General features: G+C 65.3%; 21 protein-coding genes and 2 tRNA genes. 11 read left to right on the forward strand and 12 right to left on the reverse strand.

Annotated features, from left to right (window positions below):
• Positions 1–154: 154 nt before the first annotated feature.
• Together ACP7BL_RS03115 and ACP7BL_RS03120 are read left to right on the forward strand one after the other, a co-directional pair.
• A tRNA-Tyr gene (locus tag ACP7BL_RS03115) sits at positions 155–240 on the forward strand.
• 26 nt (positions 241–266) lie between these two features.
• Positions 267–1409 (forward strand): aminotransferase, encoded by a 1143-nt coding sequence (locus tag ACP7BL_RS03120; RefSeq protein WP_033965660.1) that lies wholly within the window; start codon positions 267–269, stop codon positions 1407–1409.
• A 10-nt stretch (positions 1410–1419) separates the two neighbouring features.
• Here ACP7BL_RS03120 and mtnA read toward each other — a convergent pair whose 3' ends face one another.
• The 5 genes from mtnA to ACP7BL_RS03145 all read right to left on the reverse strand — a co-directional run bounded on the left by mtnA (position 1420) and on the right by ACP7BL_RS03145 (position 4334).
• Positions 1420–2451 (reverse strand): S-methyl-5-thioribose-1-phosphate isomerase, encoded by a 1032-nt coding sequence (mtnA, locus tag ACP7BL_RS03125; RefSeq protein WP_426257594.1) that lies wholly within the window; start codon positions 2449–2451, stop codon positions 1420–1422.
• A 9-nt stretch (positions 2452–2460) separates the two neighbouring features.
• Complete coding sequence (gene mtnC / locus ACP7BL_RS03130) at positions 2461–3090, reverse strand: acireductone synthase (RefSeq protein ID WP_033965659.1); 630 nt, start codon at positions 3088–3090, stop codon at positions 2461–2463.
• Positions 3087–3629 carry a 1,2-dihydroxy-3-keto-5-methylthiopentene dioxygenase gene (locus tag ACP7BL_RS03135; protein WP_426257595.1) on the reverse strand — a complete coding sequence of 181 codons (543 nt, stop codon included), beginning with the start codon at positions 3627–3629 and terminating at the stop codon, positions 3087–3089. The genes mtnC and ACP7BL_RS03135 overlap by 4 nt, the downstream gene beginning before the upstream one ends.
• On the reverse strand, positions 3626–4240 hold the full coding sequence (locus ACP7BL_RS03140) for a methylthioribulose 1-phosphate dehydratase (protein ID WP_137902994.1): 615 nt from the start codon (positions 4238–4240) through the stop codon (positions 3626–3628). Before ACP7BL_RS03140 ends, ACP7BL_RS03135 begins: the two co-directional genes overlap by 4 nt.
• A gap of 20 nt (positions 4241–4260) precedes the next feature.
• Positions 4261–4334 (reverse strand) — tRNA-Gly (locus tag ACP7BL_RS03145).
• A 129-nt stretch (positions 4335–4463) separates the two neighbouring features.
• Between ACP7BL_RS03145 and rutB the strand changes: the two genes are divergently transcribed.
• The 5 genes from rutB to ACP7BL_RS03170 all read left to right on the forward strand — a co-directional run bounded on the left by rutB (position 4464) and on the right by ACP7BL_RS03170 (position 8885).
• Positions 4464–5195, forward strand: coding sequence for a pyrimidine utilization protein B (rutB, locus tag ACP7BL_RS03150; protein ID WP_137902993.1), 732 nt, complete (start codon positions 4464–4466; stop codon positions 5193–5195).
• Between the two features lie 4 nt (positions 5196–5199).
• Positions 5200–5583, forward strand: a complete 384-nt coding sequence (gene rutC / locus ACP7BL_RS03155) for a pyrimidine utilization protein C (protein ID WP_033965598.1) — start codon at positions 5200–5202, stop codon at positions 5581–5583.
• 40 nt (positions 5584–5623) lie between these two features.
• Entirely contained in the window at positions 5624–6424 is an 801-nt protein-coding gene (gene rutD / locus ACP7BL_RS03160; protein WP_033965597.1) for a pyrimidine utilization protein D, read from the forward strand.
• A gap of 4 nt (positions 6425–6428) precedes the next feature.
• Positions 6429–7499, forward strand: a complete 1071-nt coding sequence (gene rutA, locus ACP7BL_RS03165; protein ID WP_033965596.1) for a pyrimidine utilization protein A — start codon at positions 6429–6431, stop codon at positions 7497–7499.
• A 69-nt stretch (positions 7500–7568) separates the two neighbouring features.
• Entirely contained in the window at positions 7569–8885 is a 1317-nt protein-coding gene (locus ACP7BL_RS03170; RefSeq protein WP_426257596.1) for a methyltransferase family protein, read from the forward strand.
• A 57-nt stretch (positions 8886–8942) separates the two neighbouring features.
• Here the strand turns inward: ACP7BL_RS03170 and ACP7BL_RS03175 are convergent, their stop codons facing one another.
• From ACP7BL_RS03175 to ACP7BL_RS03185, 3 genes are all read right to left on the reverse strand, one after another.
• Positions 8943–9302: a BTAD domain-containing putative transcriptional regulator gene (locus tag ACP7BL_RS03175; protein WP_033965595.1), complete on the reverse strand. Its 360-nt coding sequence runs from the start codon at positions 9300–9302 to the stop codon at positions 8943–8945.
• A 151-nt stretch (positions 9303–9453) separates the two neighbouring features.
• Positions 9454–9873, reverse strand: coding sequence for an SgcJ/EcaC family oxidoreductase (locus ACP7BL_RS03180; protein ID WP_426257597.1), 420 nt, complete (start codon positions 9871–9873; stop codon positions 9454–9456).
• A gap of 132 nt (positions 9874–10005) precedes the next feature.
• Positions 10006–10590, reverse strand: a complete 585-nt coding sequence (locus tag ACP7BL_RS03185; protein WP_426257598.1) for an NADPH-dependent FMN reductase — start codon at positions 10588–10590, stop codon at positions 10006–10008.
• A gap of 37 nt (positions 10591–10627) precedes the next feature.
• Here ACP7BL_RS03185 and ACP7BL_RS03190 point away from each other — a divergent pair, with 37 nt between their 5' ends.
• Positions 10628–11104 carry a MarR family winged helix-turn-helix transcriptional regulator gene (locus tag ACP7BL_RS03190; RefSeq protein WP_209515369.1) on the forward strand — a complete coding sequence of 159 codons (477 nt, stop codon included), beginning with the start codon at positions 10628–10630 and terminating at the stop codon, positions 11102–11104.
• Here the strand turns inward: ACP7BL_RS03190 and ACP7BL_RS03195 are convergent.
• The 3 genes from ACP7BL_RS03195 to ACP7BL_RS03205 form a co-directional block, all read right to left on the reverse strand.
• Positions 11101–12474 carry a glutamate--cysteine ligase gene (locus tag ACP7BL_RS03195; protein WP_033965593.1) on the reverse strand — a complete coding sequence of 458 codons (1374 nt, stop codon included), beginning with the start codon at positions 12472–12474 and terminating at the stop codon, positions 11101–11103. The two genes, ACP7BL_RS03190 and ACP7BL_RS03195, sit on opposite strands and share 4 nt — an antisense overlap.
• Positions 12475–12537: 63 nt before the next feature.
• Entirely contained in the window at positions 12538–13278 is a 741-nt protein-coding gene (locus tag ACP7BL_RS03200; protein ID WP_426257599.1) for a 16S rRNA (uracil(1498)-N(3))-methyltransferase, read from the reverse strand.
• Between the two features lie 47 nt (positions 13279–13325).
• Positions 13326–13484 carry a hypothetical protein gene (locus ACP7BL_RS03205; RefSeq protein ID WP_185867649.1) on the reverse strand — a complete coding sequence of 53 codons (159 nt, stop codon included), beginning with the start codon at positions 13482–13484 and terminating at the stop codon, positions 13326–13328.
• A gap of 128 nt (positions 13485–13612) precedes the next feature.
• Between ACP7BL_RS03205 and ubiA the strand changes: the two genes are divergently transcribed.
• Genes ubiA through ACP7BL_RS03220 form a run of 3 tightly spaced genes read left to right on the forward strand, consistent with a single transcriptional unit; the run spans position 13613 to position 16713 of the window.
• The gene (gene ubiA, locus ACP7BL_RS03210) at positions 13613–14530 is read left to right on the forward strand and encodes a 4-hydroxybenzoate octaprenyltransferase (RefSeq protein WP_426257600.1); all 918 of its coding nucleotides are present in this window, start codon (positions 13613–13615) and stop codon (positions 14528–14530) included.
• 52 nt (positions 14531–14582) lie between these two features.
• Entirely contained in the window at positions 14583–15941 is a 1359-nt protein-coding gene (locus ACP7BL_RS03215; RefSeq protein WP_426257601.1) for a TldD/PmbA family protein, read from the forward strand.
• Positions 15934–16713, forward strand: a complete 780-nt coding sequence (locus tag ACP7BL_RS03220; RefSeq protein ID WP_426257602.1) for a 3'(2'),5'-bisphosphate nucleotidase CysQ — start codon at positions 15934–15936, stop codon at positions 16711–16713. Before ACP7BL_RS03215 ends, ACP7BL_RS03220 begins: the two co-directional genes overlap by 8 nt.
• 161 nt (positions 16714–16874) lie before the next feature.
• Here the strand turns inward: ACP7BL_RS03220 and ACP7BL_RS03225 are convergent, their stop codons facing one another.
• Positions 16875–17567: a hypothetical protein gene (locus ACP7BL_RS03225; RefSeq protein WP_033965588.1), complete on the reverse strand. Its 693-nt coding sequence runs from the start codon at positions 17565–17567 to the stop codon at positions 16875–16877.
• Between the last annotated feature and the right edge of the window lie 4 nt (positions 17568–17571).

Genomic DNA, 17571 nt, shown 5'->3' on the forward strand with positions numbered 1-17571 from the left:
TGTCCGCGTGGGTATGCGCGGCGCGAGGCGCGTGCAAGGTCGCTCTTGTCGCAATGTGGTTGACCTTAGCCGTTGACAGGGGCGCATGTGGTCGGCATTGGCACGCCTCGCTTTTTTTGAAGCGACCATCCTTTCCCAAAGGATGCGCGCCTGGGGACAGGTGGCCGAGTGGTTAAAGGCAGCAGACTGTAAATCTGCCCGTGCAAGCGTACGCTGGTTCGAATCCAGCCCTGTCCACCAACCTTCTTGCCGGAAGGAAGCAAGCGATGAACTCGGTTTACACCGCGCTCGGCACCACCATTTTCGAAGCGATGTCGGCGCGTGCTCGGGCGACCGGCGCGATCAATCTTGGCCAGGGTTTCCCCGACGGGCGCGGCCCCGAGGATGTGCTCGCCGAAGCGGCGCGCGCGCTGATCGAGGAGTCGAACCAATATCCGCCGATGGCAGGCACGCCCGCGCTGCGGCAGGCGGTGGCGGACCATTACCGCGTGCATCAGGGGCTCGATCTCGATCCGAGCGAGGTAATCGTTACGTCTGGTGCGACCGAGGCGCTGGCAGCGGCGATCTTCGCTTTGGTGTCGCCGGGCGACGAAGTGGTGATGTTCCAGCCGCTCTACGACGCCTATCTGCCGCTAGTGCAGCGCGCCGGGGGCGTGGCGAAGCTGGTTCGGCTCGAGCCGCCTGAATGGCGCATCACCGCCGATGCGTTGGCGGCGGTGGCCAGCGACCGGACGCGGTTGGTGCTGCTCAATTCGCCGCTCAACCCGACGGGTACGATGATCGCGCCCGATGAACTCGCGTTGCTCGCCGATTTCTGTGTGAGCCATGATGCGATCGCGATCTGCGATGAAGTGTGGGAGCATGTCGTGTTCGACGGGCGGCACCACCGCTCGCTGATGGCGCAGCCCGGGATGCGGGCTCGCACGGTCAAGATCGGTTCGGCCGGCAAGATCTTCTCGCTGACGGGGTGGAAGGTCGGCTGGATGTGCGCCGCGCCCGCGATCTCCTCGGTGCTGGCCAAGGCGCATCAGTTCCTGACCTTCACCACGCCCCCCAATTTGCAGGCGGCGGCGGCGTTCGGGCTGTGCAAAAATATCGGGTATTTCGAGGACATGCGCGCGGGCTATCAGCGCTCGCGCGATCGTCTGGCGGCGGGGTTGACCGGACTCGGTTATAGCGTGCTGCCGAGTGCGGCGACCTATTTCCTCAATATCGACCTGATCGCCTCGGGCGTCGACATGGACGATGTCCTGTTCGCGCGCTGGCTGCTGGAGGAGGCGGGAGTGGCGACGATCCCGGTGTCTGCCTTTTATGCCGAGGACGCGGTACGGAGCGTCGTGCGACTGTGCTTCGCCAAGCAGGACGCGACGCTGGATGCTGCGCTGGAACGGATGGCGCGGCGACCGTGATGCGCTCGCGTCAAATCGTTTTCAGTAGCCCCCGCTCGGTCAGGTAGCCCGTCACCAGCCGCGCGGGCGTCACGTCGAAGGCCGGGTTCGCGGTGCCGGAGGCGGTGACGCGGATGCGCCCGCCTTCCCCTGCGACATGGGTCACTTCGTCGCCCGAGCGCTCCTCGATCGGAATGTCCGCCCCCGTCGCGGTGCTTGCGTCGAAGGTGGTGTAAGGCAAAGCGACATAGAAGGGCACGCCCGTGTCCTTTGCGGCGAGCGCCTTCAGATAGGTGCCGATCTTGTTGCAGACATCGCCATTGGCCGTCACGCGGTCGGTGCCGACGATGACGGCATCGACCTGGCCCGTCACCATCAAATGGCCACCGGCATTGTCGGCGATAACGGTGTGCGGCACGCCGTGCCCGGCCAGTTCGAACGCGGTGAGCAACGCGCCCTGGTTGCGTGGGCGGGTTTCGTCGACCCAGACATGCACTGGAATACCGGCGTCATGCGCCAGATAGATCGGCGCGGTGGCGGTGCCGTAATCGACCGTCGCCAGCCACCCTGCGTTGCAATGCGTCAGGATGTTGAGCGGACGATCCGGGTGCTTCGCATGAAGCGTGCGGAACAGCGCGAGGCCGTGTTCGCCGATCGCCTGGTTCAGCGCGACATCCTCGTCGCAAATGGCATCGGCGCGCGCGAACGCGGCTTCGGCACGGTCGGTGGCGGGGAGCGGGCGTACGGCCTCCATCACCTGATCGAGCGCCCATTTCAGATTGACCGCGGTCGGGCGCGAGTCGAGCAGCAGCGTGTAGGCCGCATCAAGCGCGCCGTCCGATCCGTCCTCCGCCAGTGCCATCGCCAGCCCATAGGCTGCGGTCGCACCGATCAGTGGCGCGCCGCGCGTCCACATCTCCCGGATTGCCCGCTCGGCATCGCGCGCTGAGCGGAGTTCGACCCATTTCACGGTCCACGGCAGTTCGCGCTGGTCAAGAATGCGCGCGCCGGCACCATCGGCGGTGCGCGTGATCGAGCGTTGATGCGTGCCTTGGAGGATCATCGCGGGTCCTTAAAAGAGATCGTCGAAGGTGATGATATCCCCGCCGTCGCCCGAGCGATCGATCAGTCGCGCGTTCATCCCCGCACCGCGTGCTGCTGCGATTTCCTCGGGCGTGTCCGACAGGAACAGCACCTCGCCCGGCGACATCCCGATCGCCGCGGCGATCCTGGCATAGGAGGAGGCCTCACGCTTCGGCCCGGTGGTGGTGTCGAAATAGCCCGAAAAGAGCGGGGTCAGATCACCTGCCTCACTATGTCCGAAAAGCAGTTTCTGCGCGGGCACTGAGCCGGACGAAAAGACGTAGAGCTTGATCCCCGCCGCGTGCCAGCGATGCAAGCCTGCGGCCGCATCGGGATAGATATGCCCGGTAAAAGCGCCGGAGGCATAGCCATCGGCCCAGATCATGCCTTGCAGCGCCTTGAGCGGGGTCGCCTTTCGATCTTCATCGATCCAGCGCAGCAGCGTGGCGACCGCGTCGCCGGGTTCGCTGGCGGCGACTTCGGCCAGGATCGGCGCGGTTTCCGCCGGGTGCGCCGCAATATAGTCGGCCAGGCGTGTACGGGCATACGGAAACAACACCTCCGCGACGAAGGCGATGCTTGACGTGGTGCCCTCGATATCGGTGAGGATCGCCTTCACGCGGTTGCGGGTTCCAGGCGCGGGAAGCGCTCGGCAATGTCGCTGCCGGTAAAGGCGGCGACCCAGCCATCGGGGTTCACGAACAGCCGGATCGCGGTAAAGCGCGGGGCTGCCCCCATATCGAACCAATGCCGCATCCCGGCTGGCACCGAGATCAAATCCCCCGCGCAGCACAGCATGTTGAACACGCGCCCGTCATGGTGGAGCGTGAACAGCCCTTCGCCGTCGATGAAGAAGCGCACTTCATCCTCGCCATGCGTGTGTTCGGACAGGAATTTTTCGCGCAGCGTCGCGCGGTCGGGATGATCGGGCGCGATCCGCGCGACATCGATCGACTGATAGCCGCCGTCTGCCGTCAGCCGCGCCACTTCGTCCGCATAGACCGTGAGCACATCGCTGTCGGCTGTGACGGGCTTGAGCGGCCAGCGTTCGAAACGGACCCCGGCCTCCTGCAGCGTCGCCTCGATCTCAGCAGCGTCGGTGGTGTCGAGCAGCGCCGTGGCGGCGTCATCCTCGGCAAAGACTTGCAGGCGGCTCATCGAAAGCTCCTTTCGGCCAGTTCGGCGGCGATCATCCATTCCACCGCCTCGATCACGCGCTCGGCCTCGGCCATGTCCTGGCCCCAGCCATACAAACCGTGGCTGCGGATGAGATAGGCCGGGATTGCACCCGGTGCCAGCAGGCGAGGGGTGATTGCCGCGTCGAGCACGGCCATGTCCTGGCTGTTGTCGACGATCGGCAGCACCGCCGATGTCTCATGCGTCACGATGCCGGGCAGGGCCTTCAGCATTTCGTGGCCGGTAAGGGTATATCCATCGCCTGGCGTCGCGCGGCTGAGGCCTACTGCGGTGGCCGAGTGGCTGTGCAGTATTGCGCCGCATGCGGGAAACAGACGGTATAGCGTCAGGTGCAGCGCGGTTTCGGCGGAGGGTTTCTTTCCGTCGAGCGACACGCCTTCGGCATCCACGCGCATCACATCGTCACGCGTCAGGCGTCCCTTGTGGCGACCGGATACGGTGACGGCGAAGCTGCCGTCGTCCAGCCGCGCCGAATAATTGCCCGATGTCGCGGGAGCCCAGCCTTTGCCATCAAGCCAGCGCCCGACCGCGACGATCGCGTCCTGCGCCTTGGGAAAGGAGATTGCGGTCATGCCTGTGCCGGGACACGGGCTGGAGCGGGTAACGGGAATCGAACCCGTGTATTCAGCTTGGAAGGCTGCTGTACTACCATTGTACTATACCCGCTCGCCGGCTGCGCGCGCTGCTGCGGCGATCTGCCCCGGTTAGCGTGGGTAAAGCCGGTGCGCAAGATGCGGCCCTTGCACTTGTGCGACATCCACGACAGGATCGGACGCTTTCGCGAGGGAGTGTTGCGTGGCCGACGATCAGACCGTGATCTGCCCCGGCGGGGATGGCGACACGGCGGTGACGCTCCCGGCCCGGCCCGAGGCGTTGCGGCTCGCGCCCGAGCATACCGCCGTCGTGGTGATCGACATGCAGAACGCCTATGCTAGCAAGGGCGGCTATGTCGATTTGGCGGGTTTCGACATTTCGGGCGCGGCGGGGACGATCGGCAAGATCGCGACGGTGCTCGATACGGCGCGGGCTGCGGGCGTGCAGGTGGTGTTCCTGCAAAATGGCTGGGACCCCGAGTATCGCGAGGCGGGCGGGCCGGGCTCGCCCAACTGGCACAAATCGAACGCGCTGAAGACGATGCGCCAGCGCCCCGAACTGGCGGGCACCTTGCTGGCGCGCGGTGGGTGGGATTATGAGATCGTCGATGCGCTGACCCCGCAACCGGGCGACCTTCGCGTCCATAAGACGCGCTATTCGGCGTTCTTCAATTCGCAGCTGGATTCGACGCTGCGCTCGCGCGGCATTCGCAACATCGTGTTCGTCGGGATTGCCAGCAACGTCTGCGTCGAGAGCACGTTGCGCGATGGCTTCCATCTCGAATATTTCGGAGTGATGCTGGAGGATGCCACGCATCATCTCGGCCCGCCCGAAATGCAGGCGGCCAGCGTCTACAATGTCGAGAAATTCTTCGGCTGGATCAGTACGGCCGCAGATTTCTGCGGGTCGTTCGGCCAGTCGCCCAAGGAGTAGGTTCATGCCCTTCGAAGCGATCAATCCCCCGCAATTCCCGACCCCGATCGCGCCGTATTCGGCTGGGGCCAAGGCGGGGAATACCGTCTATGTCTCGGGCGTGCTGGCGCTTGGCGAGGGCGGGGCGGTGCTGCATGTCGGCGATGCCGCCGCACAGACGCGGCATGTGCTGGACGTTATCAAGGTGACGCTGGAAGCGGCGGGCGCGACGCTGGAAGATGTCGCGATGAACCACATCTTCCTGAAAGACCTGGCCGATTATGCGGCCTTCAATGGCGTGTATGCCGAATATTTTCCGGGCGCAAAGCCTGCGCGCTACTGCATCCGCGCCGATCTGGTGAAGCCGGATTGCCTGGTGGAAATCGCCTCGGTCGCGCATCTTGGTTGAGATGCTCGGCACGCCATCGCTGTCGATGCAAGGCTGAATCATGCCGCACGCCGCAGGCCTGTATTACGAGACCCACGGCAGCGCCGCTGCGCCGCCGCTCCTCCTGTCGTCGGGCCTTGGCGGCTCGGCGAGCTATTGGGCACCCAATATCGCGGCGCTTGCCGAGCGCTATCACGTCATCGCCTATGACCATCGCGGGACTGGCCGCAGCGATCGCGCTTTGCCCGAAACGGTGTCGGTCGAGGACTTTGCCGCGGACATGCTGACGCTGCTCGACACGCTCGGCGTGGCGCGCGCGACGATCGTCGGCCATGCCGCGGGCGGTGTGGCGGCGCTGGCGCTGGCGCTGTTGGCACCGGAGCGGATCGACAAGTTCGTCGTGGTCAATGGCTGGGCGTCCCCCGATCCGCATTTCCTGCGCTGTTTCGACGCGCGGCTTGCATTGCTGCGCGATAGCGGTGTGGAGGCGTATCTGCGGGCGCAGCCGATCTTCCTGTATCCGGCCAACTGGATTTCGGCGCATCACGCGGCGCTGGAGGCGGAACTGCCCGCGCAACTGGCGCAGTTTCCGGGCGTCGCCACGATGGAAAAACGCATCGCCGCGCTGGCCACCTTCGACATCGCCGATCGCCTGCGTGAGATCCACCGGCCAGTGTTGGTCGTGTGTTCGGATGACGACATGCTGGTGCCGTCCAATGCCGGGGTCGCGCTTGCCAACGGTTTGCCGATCGCGGGTTTCTGCCGGGCGGAACATGGCGGCCATGCCGTCAACGTGGTCGATCCGGATGCGTTCAACAGCTTCGTGCTCGCCTGGCTGGCGGGCGAAATCGCGGAAGGGTAACACCATGCAAGTCGGCGTCTTCGTCCCCATCAACAACAATGGCTGGTTGATTTCCGAAAACGCTCCGCAATACCTGCCGTCGTTCGATCTCAACAAGACGATCGCGCAATCGGCGGAAAAACACGGGCTCGACTTCCTGCTGTCGATGATCAAGCTGCGCGGTTTCGGGGGCAAGACCGAATTCTGGGAATATGGCCTGGAAAGCTTCACGCTGATGGCGGGGCTGGCGGCGGTGACGGAGAAGATCAAGATCTTCGCGACCTGCCCGACGCTCATCATCCCGCCCGCCTTCGCCGCGCGGATGTGCAACACGATCGATTCGATCAGTCATGGGCGGTTCGGGCTCAACCTCATCACCGGCTGGCAGCCGCCCGAATATACCCAGATGGGGCTGTGGCCCGGCGACGAGCATTTCCGCAATCGCTACACGATGCTCGACGAATATGCCCATATCCTGCGCGAGCTGTGGGAAACCGGCGAGAGCGACTTCAAGGGCGATTATTATCAAATGGACGATTGTCGCGTCCGCCCGGTGCCGAGCGGCGACATGAAGATCATCTGCGCGGGCTCCTCCGATGACGGGCTCGCTTTCTCGGCGAAATGGGCGGATTATGCCTTCTGCCTGGGCAAGGGGGTGAACACGCCGACGGCGTTCGCGTCGAACAATGCGCGGCTGGCGGCGGCCACCGCAAAGACCGGGCGCGACGTGTCGATCTTCGTGCTTGTCATGATCATTGCCGCCGAAACCGATGAAGCGGCGATGGCGAAGTGGCAGTCCTATAATGACGGTGCCGATCTCGAGGCGATCGCCTGGCTGGCCGACCAGGGCGCGAAGGACACCCACAATAAGGACACCAACGTCCGCCAGCTTGCGGCACCGGAAGGAGCGGTCAACATCAATATGGGCACGCTGGTCGGCTCCTATGCCAATGTCGCGCGGATGCTCGACGAAATGGCAGCGGTGCCCAATACCGGCGGCGTGCTGCTGACCTTCGACGATTTCGTCGAAGGCGTGGAGGCATTTGGCACGCGCATTCAACCGTTGATGCAATGCCGTGCCGGGGTGGGGCGATAGCGGACTGCCGCCAGTTGCCGGGATTGTCCTTTACGCATCGCTAACCCTTCCTGCGCTACGCCGCCTGCGATGTTTCATGACACTGCCCTCGCGCGGGCCGCCAAGGCGGCCGATCCCCGCCCGGTCTCGGCGGTCAGCACTGGCTGCGGGTTGGCGGGTCTCGGCGGCCTGTTCCTGTGGGTCGCGATCGCGCGTTATTATGGCATGGACGGGCCCTATGCGGCGCTCGTCAATATCGCGGCCTGCGCGCTGCCGATGGTGCTGTGGGCGGTATTGGTCGACAAGGTCCACCGTCGCGCCTCGACCGGCATTGACTGGAGCACCCCGAAGCCGTGGCGTGAAACGCTCGATGTGTCGCTGACCAAGCTCGCGGGGTTATGGGCGACCTGGGCGGGCATCGCGTTGATCTATGGCACCGGGCGCTTTTACTGGAGCAACCAATGGGGCGGCTTTCCCTTTGCGATGGCGTGTTTCGGCGTCGCCGCACCGCTGCTGCTGGTCGGTTCGATCCCCTATGTGCTGTGGATCGATCGTCGCCTGGTCGCGCCCAAGGATGGCGCTTGGGCGCTCGGCGCGTGGCTGATGGGGCTCGACGAGCCGATCGACCGTGAGGCGCTGTATAACCATTTGCGCAGTTGGGGCGTGAAGGCCTTTTTCCTGGCGTTCATGCTGGCGGTGGTGCCGCCGGGGTTCGCCGGGTTCATCCACGGGAATGTCGTGGAGGTGCTGCACAATCCGGTGGCGCTGGCCAATTGGTTGATCGGCTTCATGTTCGTGATCGACTGCGCGTTCGCGACGGCCGGCTATATCCTCACCTTCCGTCCACTCGATTCGCACATTCGCAGTGCAAACCCGTTTGCGGCGGCGTGGATGGCGGCGCTGATTTGTTACCCTCCCTTCACGCTGATGGCCGAAAACGGGCCGCTCGATTATCATCCCGGCACCTATGGCTCCGATGGCTGGTCGGTCTGGTTCGCCGGACATCCGGTGGTGCTGGTCGCGATCGGTACAGTGCTGGTCGGTTTGACGGCAATTTATGCCTGGGCGACGGTCGCGTTTGGTTTTCGCTTTTCCAACCTGACGCATCGCGGCATTTTGACGCACGGGCCTTATGCGTTTTCGCGCCACCCGGCCTATCTGTCGAAGAATTTGTTCTGGTGGATTTCGACCGTGCCCGTGCTGACGACGGGCTCCTGGCTCGACGCGGTGCGGGCGACGATCCTGCTGGGGGTGGTCAGCGGAGTCTATTATTGGCGTGCCAAGACCGAGGAGCGGTATCTCGGGATGGACCCGACGTATCGCGATTATTCGGAATGGATCGAGCGCAACGGGCTGGTGCCGCGTTTCTTCGCCTGGGTTGGCGGCAAGCGCACGGTCCGGGTCTAGCGCCGCGCGGTTTCGGGGCATCCGAGGATGCCCCGAGGGTCCGCAGTGTTCAGGCTATCAGCGGGAAGAGAGCTGCACCGGGCGCGCGGCCGCGCGGGCAAGCACGCTGTCGGCAATCTGATGCGACCAGATCGCGTCGCCCGTCGGCGTTTCCAGCATTTCATTGTCAAGCGCGCGGGCGCGACGGAAGGCGACCAGTGCTTCAGCCGTGCGTCCACTGCGCAAATACGCGGCGGCCAGTTCGATATGGCGTCCGCCATCATCCGGGTTGAGCCGAACCCGTGTCTCCAGCGCCGAGATGGCATCTGCATTTTGGGCAGCAGTCTGCGTTGACGGTGTCGCTGCCGTGGGGTTCGCCACTGCCGGTGCCGACAGCGGCGCCAGGACAAGCAAGCTCAAAGCGATCATTTTGGTCATGGGATTCATCCTCTCACCGAGTCATTCGGTTACAGAATGATGACACTTATGAGGCACTTTTGTGAAGTGGTATTTTTGGATGAGAAACCGGCGCGACCTTTCGTGCCGAGAACGCCAGTAAACTATTAAAAGGATAGAAAAAATCTGATCGTTAGTCTGCGCGTAAAATATCCTTGCCGGTCCTTGGGTCGGCGAGGGTGACATTTTCCGCCGCCCGAATGCGCCAATCGCCGTCACGCCGGGTGGCGATCGCCAGGATCAGCGTGTCGACGGCATGCGGCCCGGCCGGATCTGCGACACCGGCGGAGAGCCGCGTCCAGAAGTGCAGGATTGCAACCGCGTCCCCGGCCCAGTCGACGTCCGCCGGATCGACTCGCAGCGTCGAATCGCTGTAAATCGAGTCATGAATGAAGCGGTGTCCTGCGATGATCTGGTCGATGCCGCGCCAATAGGTCGCAAAGCGATTTACGAACGTGGCATCCGGATGGAACAGCGCGCCAAACGCGACCATGTCGTGCGCGTTCCAGGCTGCTTCAAAGCACTCTGTAATCCGTTCCGGATGATCGACCATGTTCATTCCCCCCAGTGGTTGAATGTTTAGAACTACAGACGAGCATACCACTTCGATATGACATTTTGGCAGAAAGGATCATCGTTGCTTGCGGCCATTCCGTGACGTGCCACGACCGCCGATCGGTCCTCTTTATGCGGCGGTCGGCTGGGTGGTCGCATTGCGCGAGTGGGACAGTTCGGCCAGTGCCGCGCGCACGTCCGCAATATGTCCGGCGAACGCCTCCGCAGGGTCGATCTCGCCCGAATTGGCCTCGATCTGCGTCCGTGACAGGCGCAGCGCGGGCCGCGCAGCGATCGGCCGCATCCCGATCCCTTCGCACACCTCCTGCAACTGTGCCGCAGCCTTGCCTCCGCCGTGCCCGCCATAAGATACGATCATGACCGGCTTGTCGGCCCATTCGCGGTAGAGGTGGTCGATCGCGTTTTTTAGAGCTGCCGGATAACCCCAATTATATTGTGGTGTGACGAAGATAAATGCCGCCGCGCTGGCGATCTTCCGGCTCCATTCGCGGGTCAATGCCGAGGCGTAGCTGGCGCGCTGCGGCATTTCCGCCTCATCATCCATCGGCAACGGCCAATCGCGCAAATCGACGACTTCGAAGGTGTCGTCGTTTTGCGACCGGCCCAGCGTGGCGATCCATTGCGCAATCTGCGGGGAGATCCGGCGGGGTCTTACACTGCCGGCGATGACGAGCGTGGGGGATGTGTGTATCATGCAGCCTTTATGCCACTTTGGAGGCTTGAGGTAAAGAGTGTATAATACAGCTAGTATCGATACCGTCGCTCGCGCGCTCGTTGATCTGCTGGGGTTTTTCAGCAGCCCGCAGCGCGTGGACCTGTTGCTGAAAGAGGCGGGTGTGGTGCTCGACCGCGCGCTGGTGCCGCTGTTGGTGGGGATCGCCACGCGGGGCACGCTGAGCGTGGCGGCGCTGGCCGATCAGGTGGGGCGGGACTCGACGACGGTTAGCCGCCAGATTGCGAAGCTCGAACAATTGGGCCTTATCGCCAAGATTCCCGGCGAAACGGACCGGCGAATCCGGATGGTCACGCTCGCTCCCGCGGGCGAGGCGCTGGCGCGCTCGGTTGCGGCGGCGCGGCAGCGCTTGCTGGCGCGCGCGCTCGCCGCCTGGAGTGAGGATGATTTGGCCGACCTTGGCCGCTTGAATGCGAAGTTCGTGGAGTCGCTTGCCCACGCCGCGCAGGCAGGAAGCGAAGCAGAGCGCGGCTAGAACCGCAGCTCGTCATACACTTTCGACACGTCGCCGTTCCACACGCCGTGATATTTCTCCAGCAGCAATTCGGCGGGCACCTTGCCGCTGCGCACGATCTCGCGCAGCGGATCGAGGAACCCGGTTTCGTTGCTGCCGCTCGAATCGATGCGGCCCCGCGCGGTGAGGCCGGCGCTGGCGATGTCGATCACTTCACCCGCGATCGCGCGCAAGGTGCGCCCGCCTGCGATCGGTGCGTCGAGCCCGAGCTTGGGCACTGCATCGCGCAGCGCCTGGCGTTCCTCGATCGTCCAGTGCTTGACCACATCCCACGCCGCATCGAGCGCACCCTGATCGTAGAGCAGGCCGACCCACAGAGCAGGCAGTGCGCAAATCCGCCCCCACGGGCCGCCATCGGCCCCGCGCATTTCGAGAAAGGTCTTCAGCCGCACTTCGGGGAAGGCGGTGGAGAGGTGGTCATTCCAGTCGTCGAGCGTCGGCTTCTCGCCGGGCAGGACCGACAATTCGCCCTTCAGGAAATCGCGGAAGGACAGGCCCGCAGCATCGAGATAGCGACCGTCGCGATAGACGAAGTACATCGGCACATCGAGCGCGTATTCGGTGTAGCGATCATATCCAAAACCGTCCTCGAACACGAACGGCAACATGCCGGTGCGCGCGGGATCGGTGTCGGACCAGATGTGGCTGCGGTACGACAGCATCCCGTTGGGTTTGCCCTCGGTGAAGGGCGAATTGGCGAACAAGGCGGTGGCGAGCGGTTGCAGCGCCAACCCGACGCGGAACTTCTGCACCATGTCGGCTTCGGAACTGTAATCGAGGTTCACCTGGATCGTGCAGGTGCGCAGCATCATGTCGAGGCCCATGCTGCCGACGCGCGGCATGTGGCGCAGCATGATCGCATAGCGGCCCTTGGGCATGATCGGCAGCTCGGCGCGGGTCTTGTCGGGCCACATGCCGAGGCCGAGGAAACCGATGCCGAATTTGTCGCCGATCGTCTTGATCTGCTGCAGATGCCGCCCGGTCTCGGCGCAGGTCTGGTGCAGATTTTCGAGCGGGGCACCCGACAGTTCGAACTGGCCGGCCGGTTCGAGGCTGATCGATCCGTCGGTGCCGTTCAGCGCGATGACGTTGCCGCCTTCCAGCACGGGTTCCCAACCGAATGCGGTCAACGCGTCCAGCAAATCCCGAATGCCGCCCTTTTCGGTGTAGCTCGGCGCGTGATGATCGCTATCGGCATAGACGAACTTCTCATGCTCGGTGCCAATCCGCCAGCGATCGGGAGCCTTCTCGCCCCGCGCGAAGCTGGCGACGAGCTGGTCGCGCGATTCGATCACGGGAGAGCTCTTTTTGGTTTCGGGGCGCGTGGTCATGATCGCGCCTTAGCGCCGCCTGAGGCCGCCCGCCAGCGCGTTTCGTTTAGCTACCGATGCGCCTCACCAATCGCCGCGCGCGGCCATCCACAGCGCGACCGCCGCCGCTGCTGCCGTGTCCGCGCGCAGAATGCGCGGGCCCAGGCCGATGGCGACAGCACTTGGCACGGCTCGGATCGCGGCGCGTTCGTCATCGTCGAAGCCGCCTTCAGGACCGATCAGGATCGCTGCCGCACCACTTGCCGCGCGCATTGCTGCCAAAGCGGGCGCACCGCCAGTTTCGTCGGCGAAGAACAGCGCGCGGTCTGCGGGCCAGTCGCGCAGCAGGGCGGACAGCTTCACTGGCTCGGTCAGCTCGGGCACCGCCGTGCGACCGCATTGTTCGGCCGCCTCGATCATATGCGCGCGCAGCCGCTCGCCGTTCAACCGGTCGACGATCGTGCGGCGGGTCAGCACCGGTATGAGGCGCGCGACGCCAAGCTCGCACGCTTTCTCGGCGACCCAGTCGATCCGGCCTTTCTTGATCGGGGCGGCGCACAGCCACAGGTCGGGCACCGTCTCGGCCTCGCGCAGCTTTTGGGTGACGTCGAGCACCAGGTCGCGCTTGCCGACACTGGCGGCGACGCCCAGCCATTCGCCCGATGTGCCGTCGAACAGCTTGGCCGGATCGCCCGCCTTCATCCGCATCACGCTGACCAGATAATGCGCCTGCGGGCCATCGATCCGCAGTGGGCCAAGGCCGAGCGGGGACTCGACGAACAGGCGCGGAGTCGATTGCGGGGGCCAGGCGGGGGTGGCGGGCATGGCTGCGCCTTAGAGCAGGGGCGTGGGGCCTGGCAAATCGGCGGCGTTCACTTGCGTCCCTGCCACAGCGCCCGCAGCGCCACGGCGAACAGGGCGAGCCCCACCACCGCCAGCATCGCCCATCCCGCCATCACGCCGACGCCGCGCGCCACCGCCCACAGCAACGCCTCGAAGAACCGCCCGATCGCGACGGAGAGATGGATCACGCTGCCCGCCTTTGGAAAACCGCGCCCTTATTCGGGTCTTGGCACCGCTATCGGCGCAGAGCGTGGCGAAGTCGAGGCGATGCGCGCCGGGGCTGTTGCGCGGCCGCTGGCTGGTGCATGGAGCGCGCATGACTGCTGCCGATCTTACCCCGGATACCGAACATCGCGGCCTTGTCGGCCTGTTGCCCGCTGCGGTCCGCCCGTTTGCGCTGCTGGCGCGATTCGATCGGCCGATCGGGTGGTGGCTGTTGTTCTGGCCGGGGGCGTGGGGTGTGGCGCTGGCAGGCGGGGCAGTATCGCGCTGGGATTTGATCCTGTGGCTGCTGCTCGGCAGCATCGCCATGCGCGGCGCGGGGTGCGTGTATAACGACATTGTCGACCGCGATCTCGACCGGCAAGTGGCGCGCACGCGCAGCCGTCCGCTGGCGAGCGGGGCGGTGTCGCTGAAGGCGGCGTGGGTTTGGCTGCTGGTGTTGTGCCTGCTTGGCCTGCTCGTGCTGCTGCAACTCACCCTGTATGCGGGCGTGGTCGCGCTGCTGAGCCTTGCCCCGGTCGCTGCCTATCCCTTCATGAAGCGCATTACCTGGTGGCCGCAAGTGTGGTTGGGCCTCGTCTTTTCCTGGGCGGCACTGGTCGGGTGGAGCGACATCATGGGCGCGCTCACCGCGCCCGGCCTGCTGCTTTATGCCGGGTCGATTTGCTGGGTGGTCGGCTATGACACCATCTATGCGCTACAGGACCGTGAGGATGATGCGTTGATCGGGGTGCGCTCCTCGGCGCTGCGGATGGGTGAGCGGGTGCGCTTGGGCGTCGGGTTGTTCTATCTGGCGGCGCTGGCGCTGTGGGCGGGGGCGATCTGGGTGTTGCGGCCCGATTGGTTGGCGCTGGTCGCGCTGCTGCCGGTGGCGGGGCATTTCCTTTGGCAAGTCGCAACCTTGTCGCCCGATAACGGCGCGGGCGCGCTGCGCCGCTTCCGCTCCAACCGCTTTGCCGGGCTGCTGATGTTCCTGGCCTGTGTGGTGGTGGGCACACCCTGGCCTTATTGAACGACACTGCGTGCGGTTGCGCGGTGATGCCGCCGCTCCTAAGTCTTCGCTCATGTTGACCCCAGACCAAGGGCGCGATCGCGCCGCCGCTATCGTCTCCCGCGCGCGCGCTGCCGGGGCCGATGCCGCCGATGCGGTGTATGCCGCCGACACCGCGCTCGACATTTCGGTGCGGCTGGGCGCGCTGGAGGATGTCGGGCGGTCGGAAAGCGCCGAGCTTGGCCTGCGCGTGTTCGTCGGCAAGCGTTCGGCGAGCGTGTCCACCTCCGATCTGTCGGACGGTGCCCTTGCCGCTTTGGTCGACCGCGCGATCGCGATGGCGCGCGAGGCACCCGAGGATGCCTGGGCCGGTCTCGCCCCGGCCGAGCGGCTGATGCACGGCACCCCCCCGTTGCTCGATATCGACGATTTGGCGCAGGGTGGCAGCGAGCCCAGCCCCGAGGGGCTGCGCGATGCGGCGCTGGCCGCAGAAGATGCCGCGCGGGCAGTGGCGGGCGTCACCAATAGCGAGGGCGGCTCTGCCAGCGCCTCGCGCTCGATCTGGGCGCTCGCCACCAGCCACGGCTTTGCCGCCGCTTATGCCGCGACCGGTTATGGCCTGTCGGCCAGCGTACTGGCGGGCGAGGGCGGGGCGATGGTGCGCGACTATGCCTATAGCTCGGCGCGCCACTTGCGCGCGCTGGAAGCGCCCGAGGTGATCGGCACGCGCGCGGGCGAGCGCGCGGTCGCCCGCGTCAATCCCGGACGGCTTGCCAGCGGGCCGATGACGGTGGTGTTCGATCCGCGTGTGGGCTCCAGCCTGCTCGGGCATCTGACCGGGGCGATTTCGGGGCAGGCGATTACGCGCAAGACCAGCTTCCTGCTGGAGGCGCTCGGCACGCAGGTGTTTGCGAGCGGCGTGACCGTGCTCGACGATCCGCACCGCCCGCATGGCCTGCGCTCGCGCCCGTTCGATGGCGAGGGGCTGCCGGTGTCGCCGACCGCGATCATTGAGGCGGGGATGCTTGAACGCTGGCTGCTCGACAGCGCGTCCGCCCGGCAATTGGGGCTGGAGCCGACCGGCCATGCCGCGCGCGGCGTGAGCGGCGCGCCCGGGGTTTCGACCAGCAATTTGCATATGGTGGCGGGCCATGTCCCGCCGGAAACCTTGATCGCCGACATCACCGACGGCGTGTTCGTCACCGAGCTGATCGGCATGGGCGTTAACGGCGTTACCGGTGATTACAGCCGAGGGGCAGCGGGATTCCGGATCGAGCGGGGGGAGATTACCGGGCCGGTTGCCGAGTTCACCATTGCCGGCAATTTGAAGGATATGTTCCTTAACCTGACGCCCGCGAACGACCTGGAATTCCGCTATGGTACCAATGTGCCGACGCTCAGGATCGAGGGGATGACGGTGGCGAGTGGCTGATGCGGGCCTGGCCGACGCAGTGGCAGCGATCGCCGAGGAGGCGGGGGCGCTGGCGCTGCGGCATTGGCGCACCGATTTTCACCGCTGGGAAAAGGGGCCGAACGACCCGGTCAGCCAGGTCGATCTCGACGTCAACGCATTGCTCCACGCGCGGTTGTCCGCGTTGTTGCCCGACGCCGGATGGCTGTCCGAGGAAACCGCCGACAATGCCGACCGTCTCGCCTGCGGGCGGGTGTGGGTGGTCGATCCGATCGATGGCACTCGGGACTTTATTCGTGGGCGGGACGGCTGGGCGGTGTCGGTGGCGCTGGTCGAGCAGGGCCGGGTGACGATCGGCATCCTCGATGCACCTGCCCGCAATGACGTGTGGCAGGCGGTCTTGGGGCACGGGGCGACGCGCAATGGCACTGCGATCCATGTCGGCGACCGGCGCGTGTTCAGCGGATCGCGCGTGCCAAGCGATGGCCTGCCCAAGGCCGACCGCGATCTGGTCGCGGTGGCGAAGCCCAATTCGATCGCGTTGCGCATCGCGATGGTGGCAGCGGATGAGGCCGATCTCGTGGCGACACTGCGCTGGGGCTATGAATGGGACGTCGCCGCCGCCGCGCTGATCGCGGCGGAAGCGGGGGCGACGGTTACCGATGCCTTTGGCGCGCCGCTTGCCTTCAACACGCCGCGCGCGCAAGCGTTCGGCGTGCTGGCGACCGCGCCCGGCATCCATGCGGCGGCGGTCGAACGCCTGAGCGAACGCGCGCGGACGCTTTCGGTCTGAGCAGGCGAGAAGGGGCAACCATAGCAAAGACGGCGTTTGTCCGACCGCGCGGGGTCGTCCTTCAGCAATCCACGCCTTCCCGGGCTAAAGCAGGATGACCTTGCCTTACCCCGCTCGAAACGAACGGATGGGGAGACGATCCGACCAAGGGCCGTTGTGTGCTAAACCTCATCCCGATACTTGATCTCCAGAAACCGGCCACGCGTTTCGAGCGAGTCGAGGTCCCCCTGCGCGATCTGGGCCGACATATCGCCGATCTCGTCGTCGATGAGCTTTAGCGCGTCCGCCAGCTGCGCATCGGGGCTCTTGCCGTTCCGCGCGACGCCACGCAGTGGCGGGGGAACCTTGGCATAGCCTTTGAGCAGTTCGGGCAATTGCTCGCCGATCAGCTTGCGCACTTCGGCGGCGACGGGTTCGCGTTCGTCGAGCGTCGCGAGTTGTGGCGACAGCGTTTCCAGCTTCACGCCGATGCCGTCGACCAATGTCTGCGCCGGCGCGGGCAGCAGCTTGCGCTGGGTATCGAGCCATTGCTCGGTCATCAGCGGCAGCGCTTTCAGCGGGACTTGCGTCAGTTGCTCGGCGCGCACCGCAGGGGTCAGCGTTGCGAACAACAGGAACAGCGTCACCGCCACCAGCAACGCGCCGACCAGCAGCGCGCCACCCATGCCGAGCGGCACGAACCAGCCGATCGCGATCGCCGCGACGACGATCGCGAGGTCGGCGCTTGCCGCCAGCGTGAGGCGTCGGGCGATGGCGGTGCCTTGCCGCCGCCGCTTGACCAGCGCCTCGCGACCGGCGCGGGTGCGCTCGAGCAATTCGCCGGCGCGTGCGATCTGGCGATCGACATCGGTCACGGGG

Origin of the sequence: Sphingomonas sp. DC1600-2, assembly GCF_049897605.1 — a bacterium.
Classification (GTDB): Bacteria; Pseudomonadota; Alphaproteobacteria; order Sphingomonadales; family Sphingomonadaceae; genus Sphingomonas.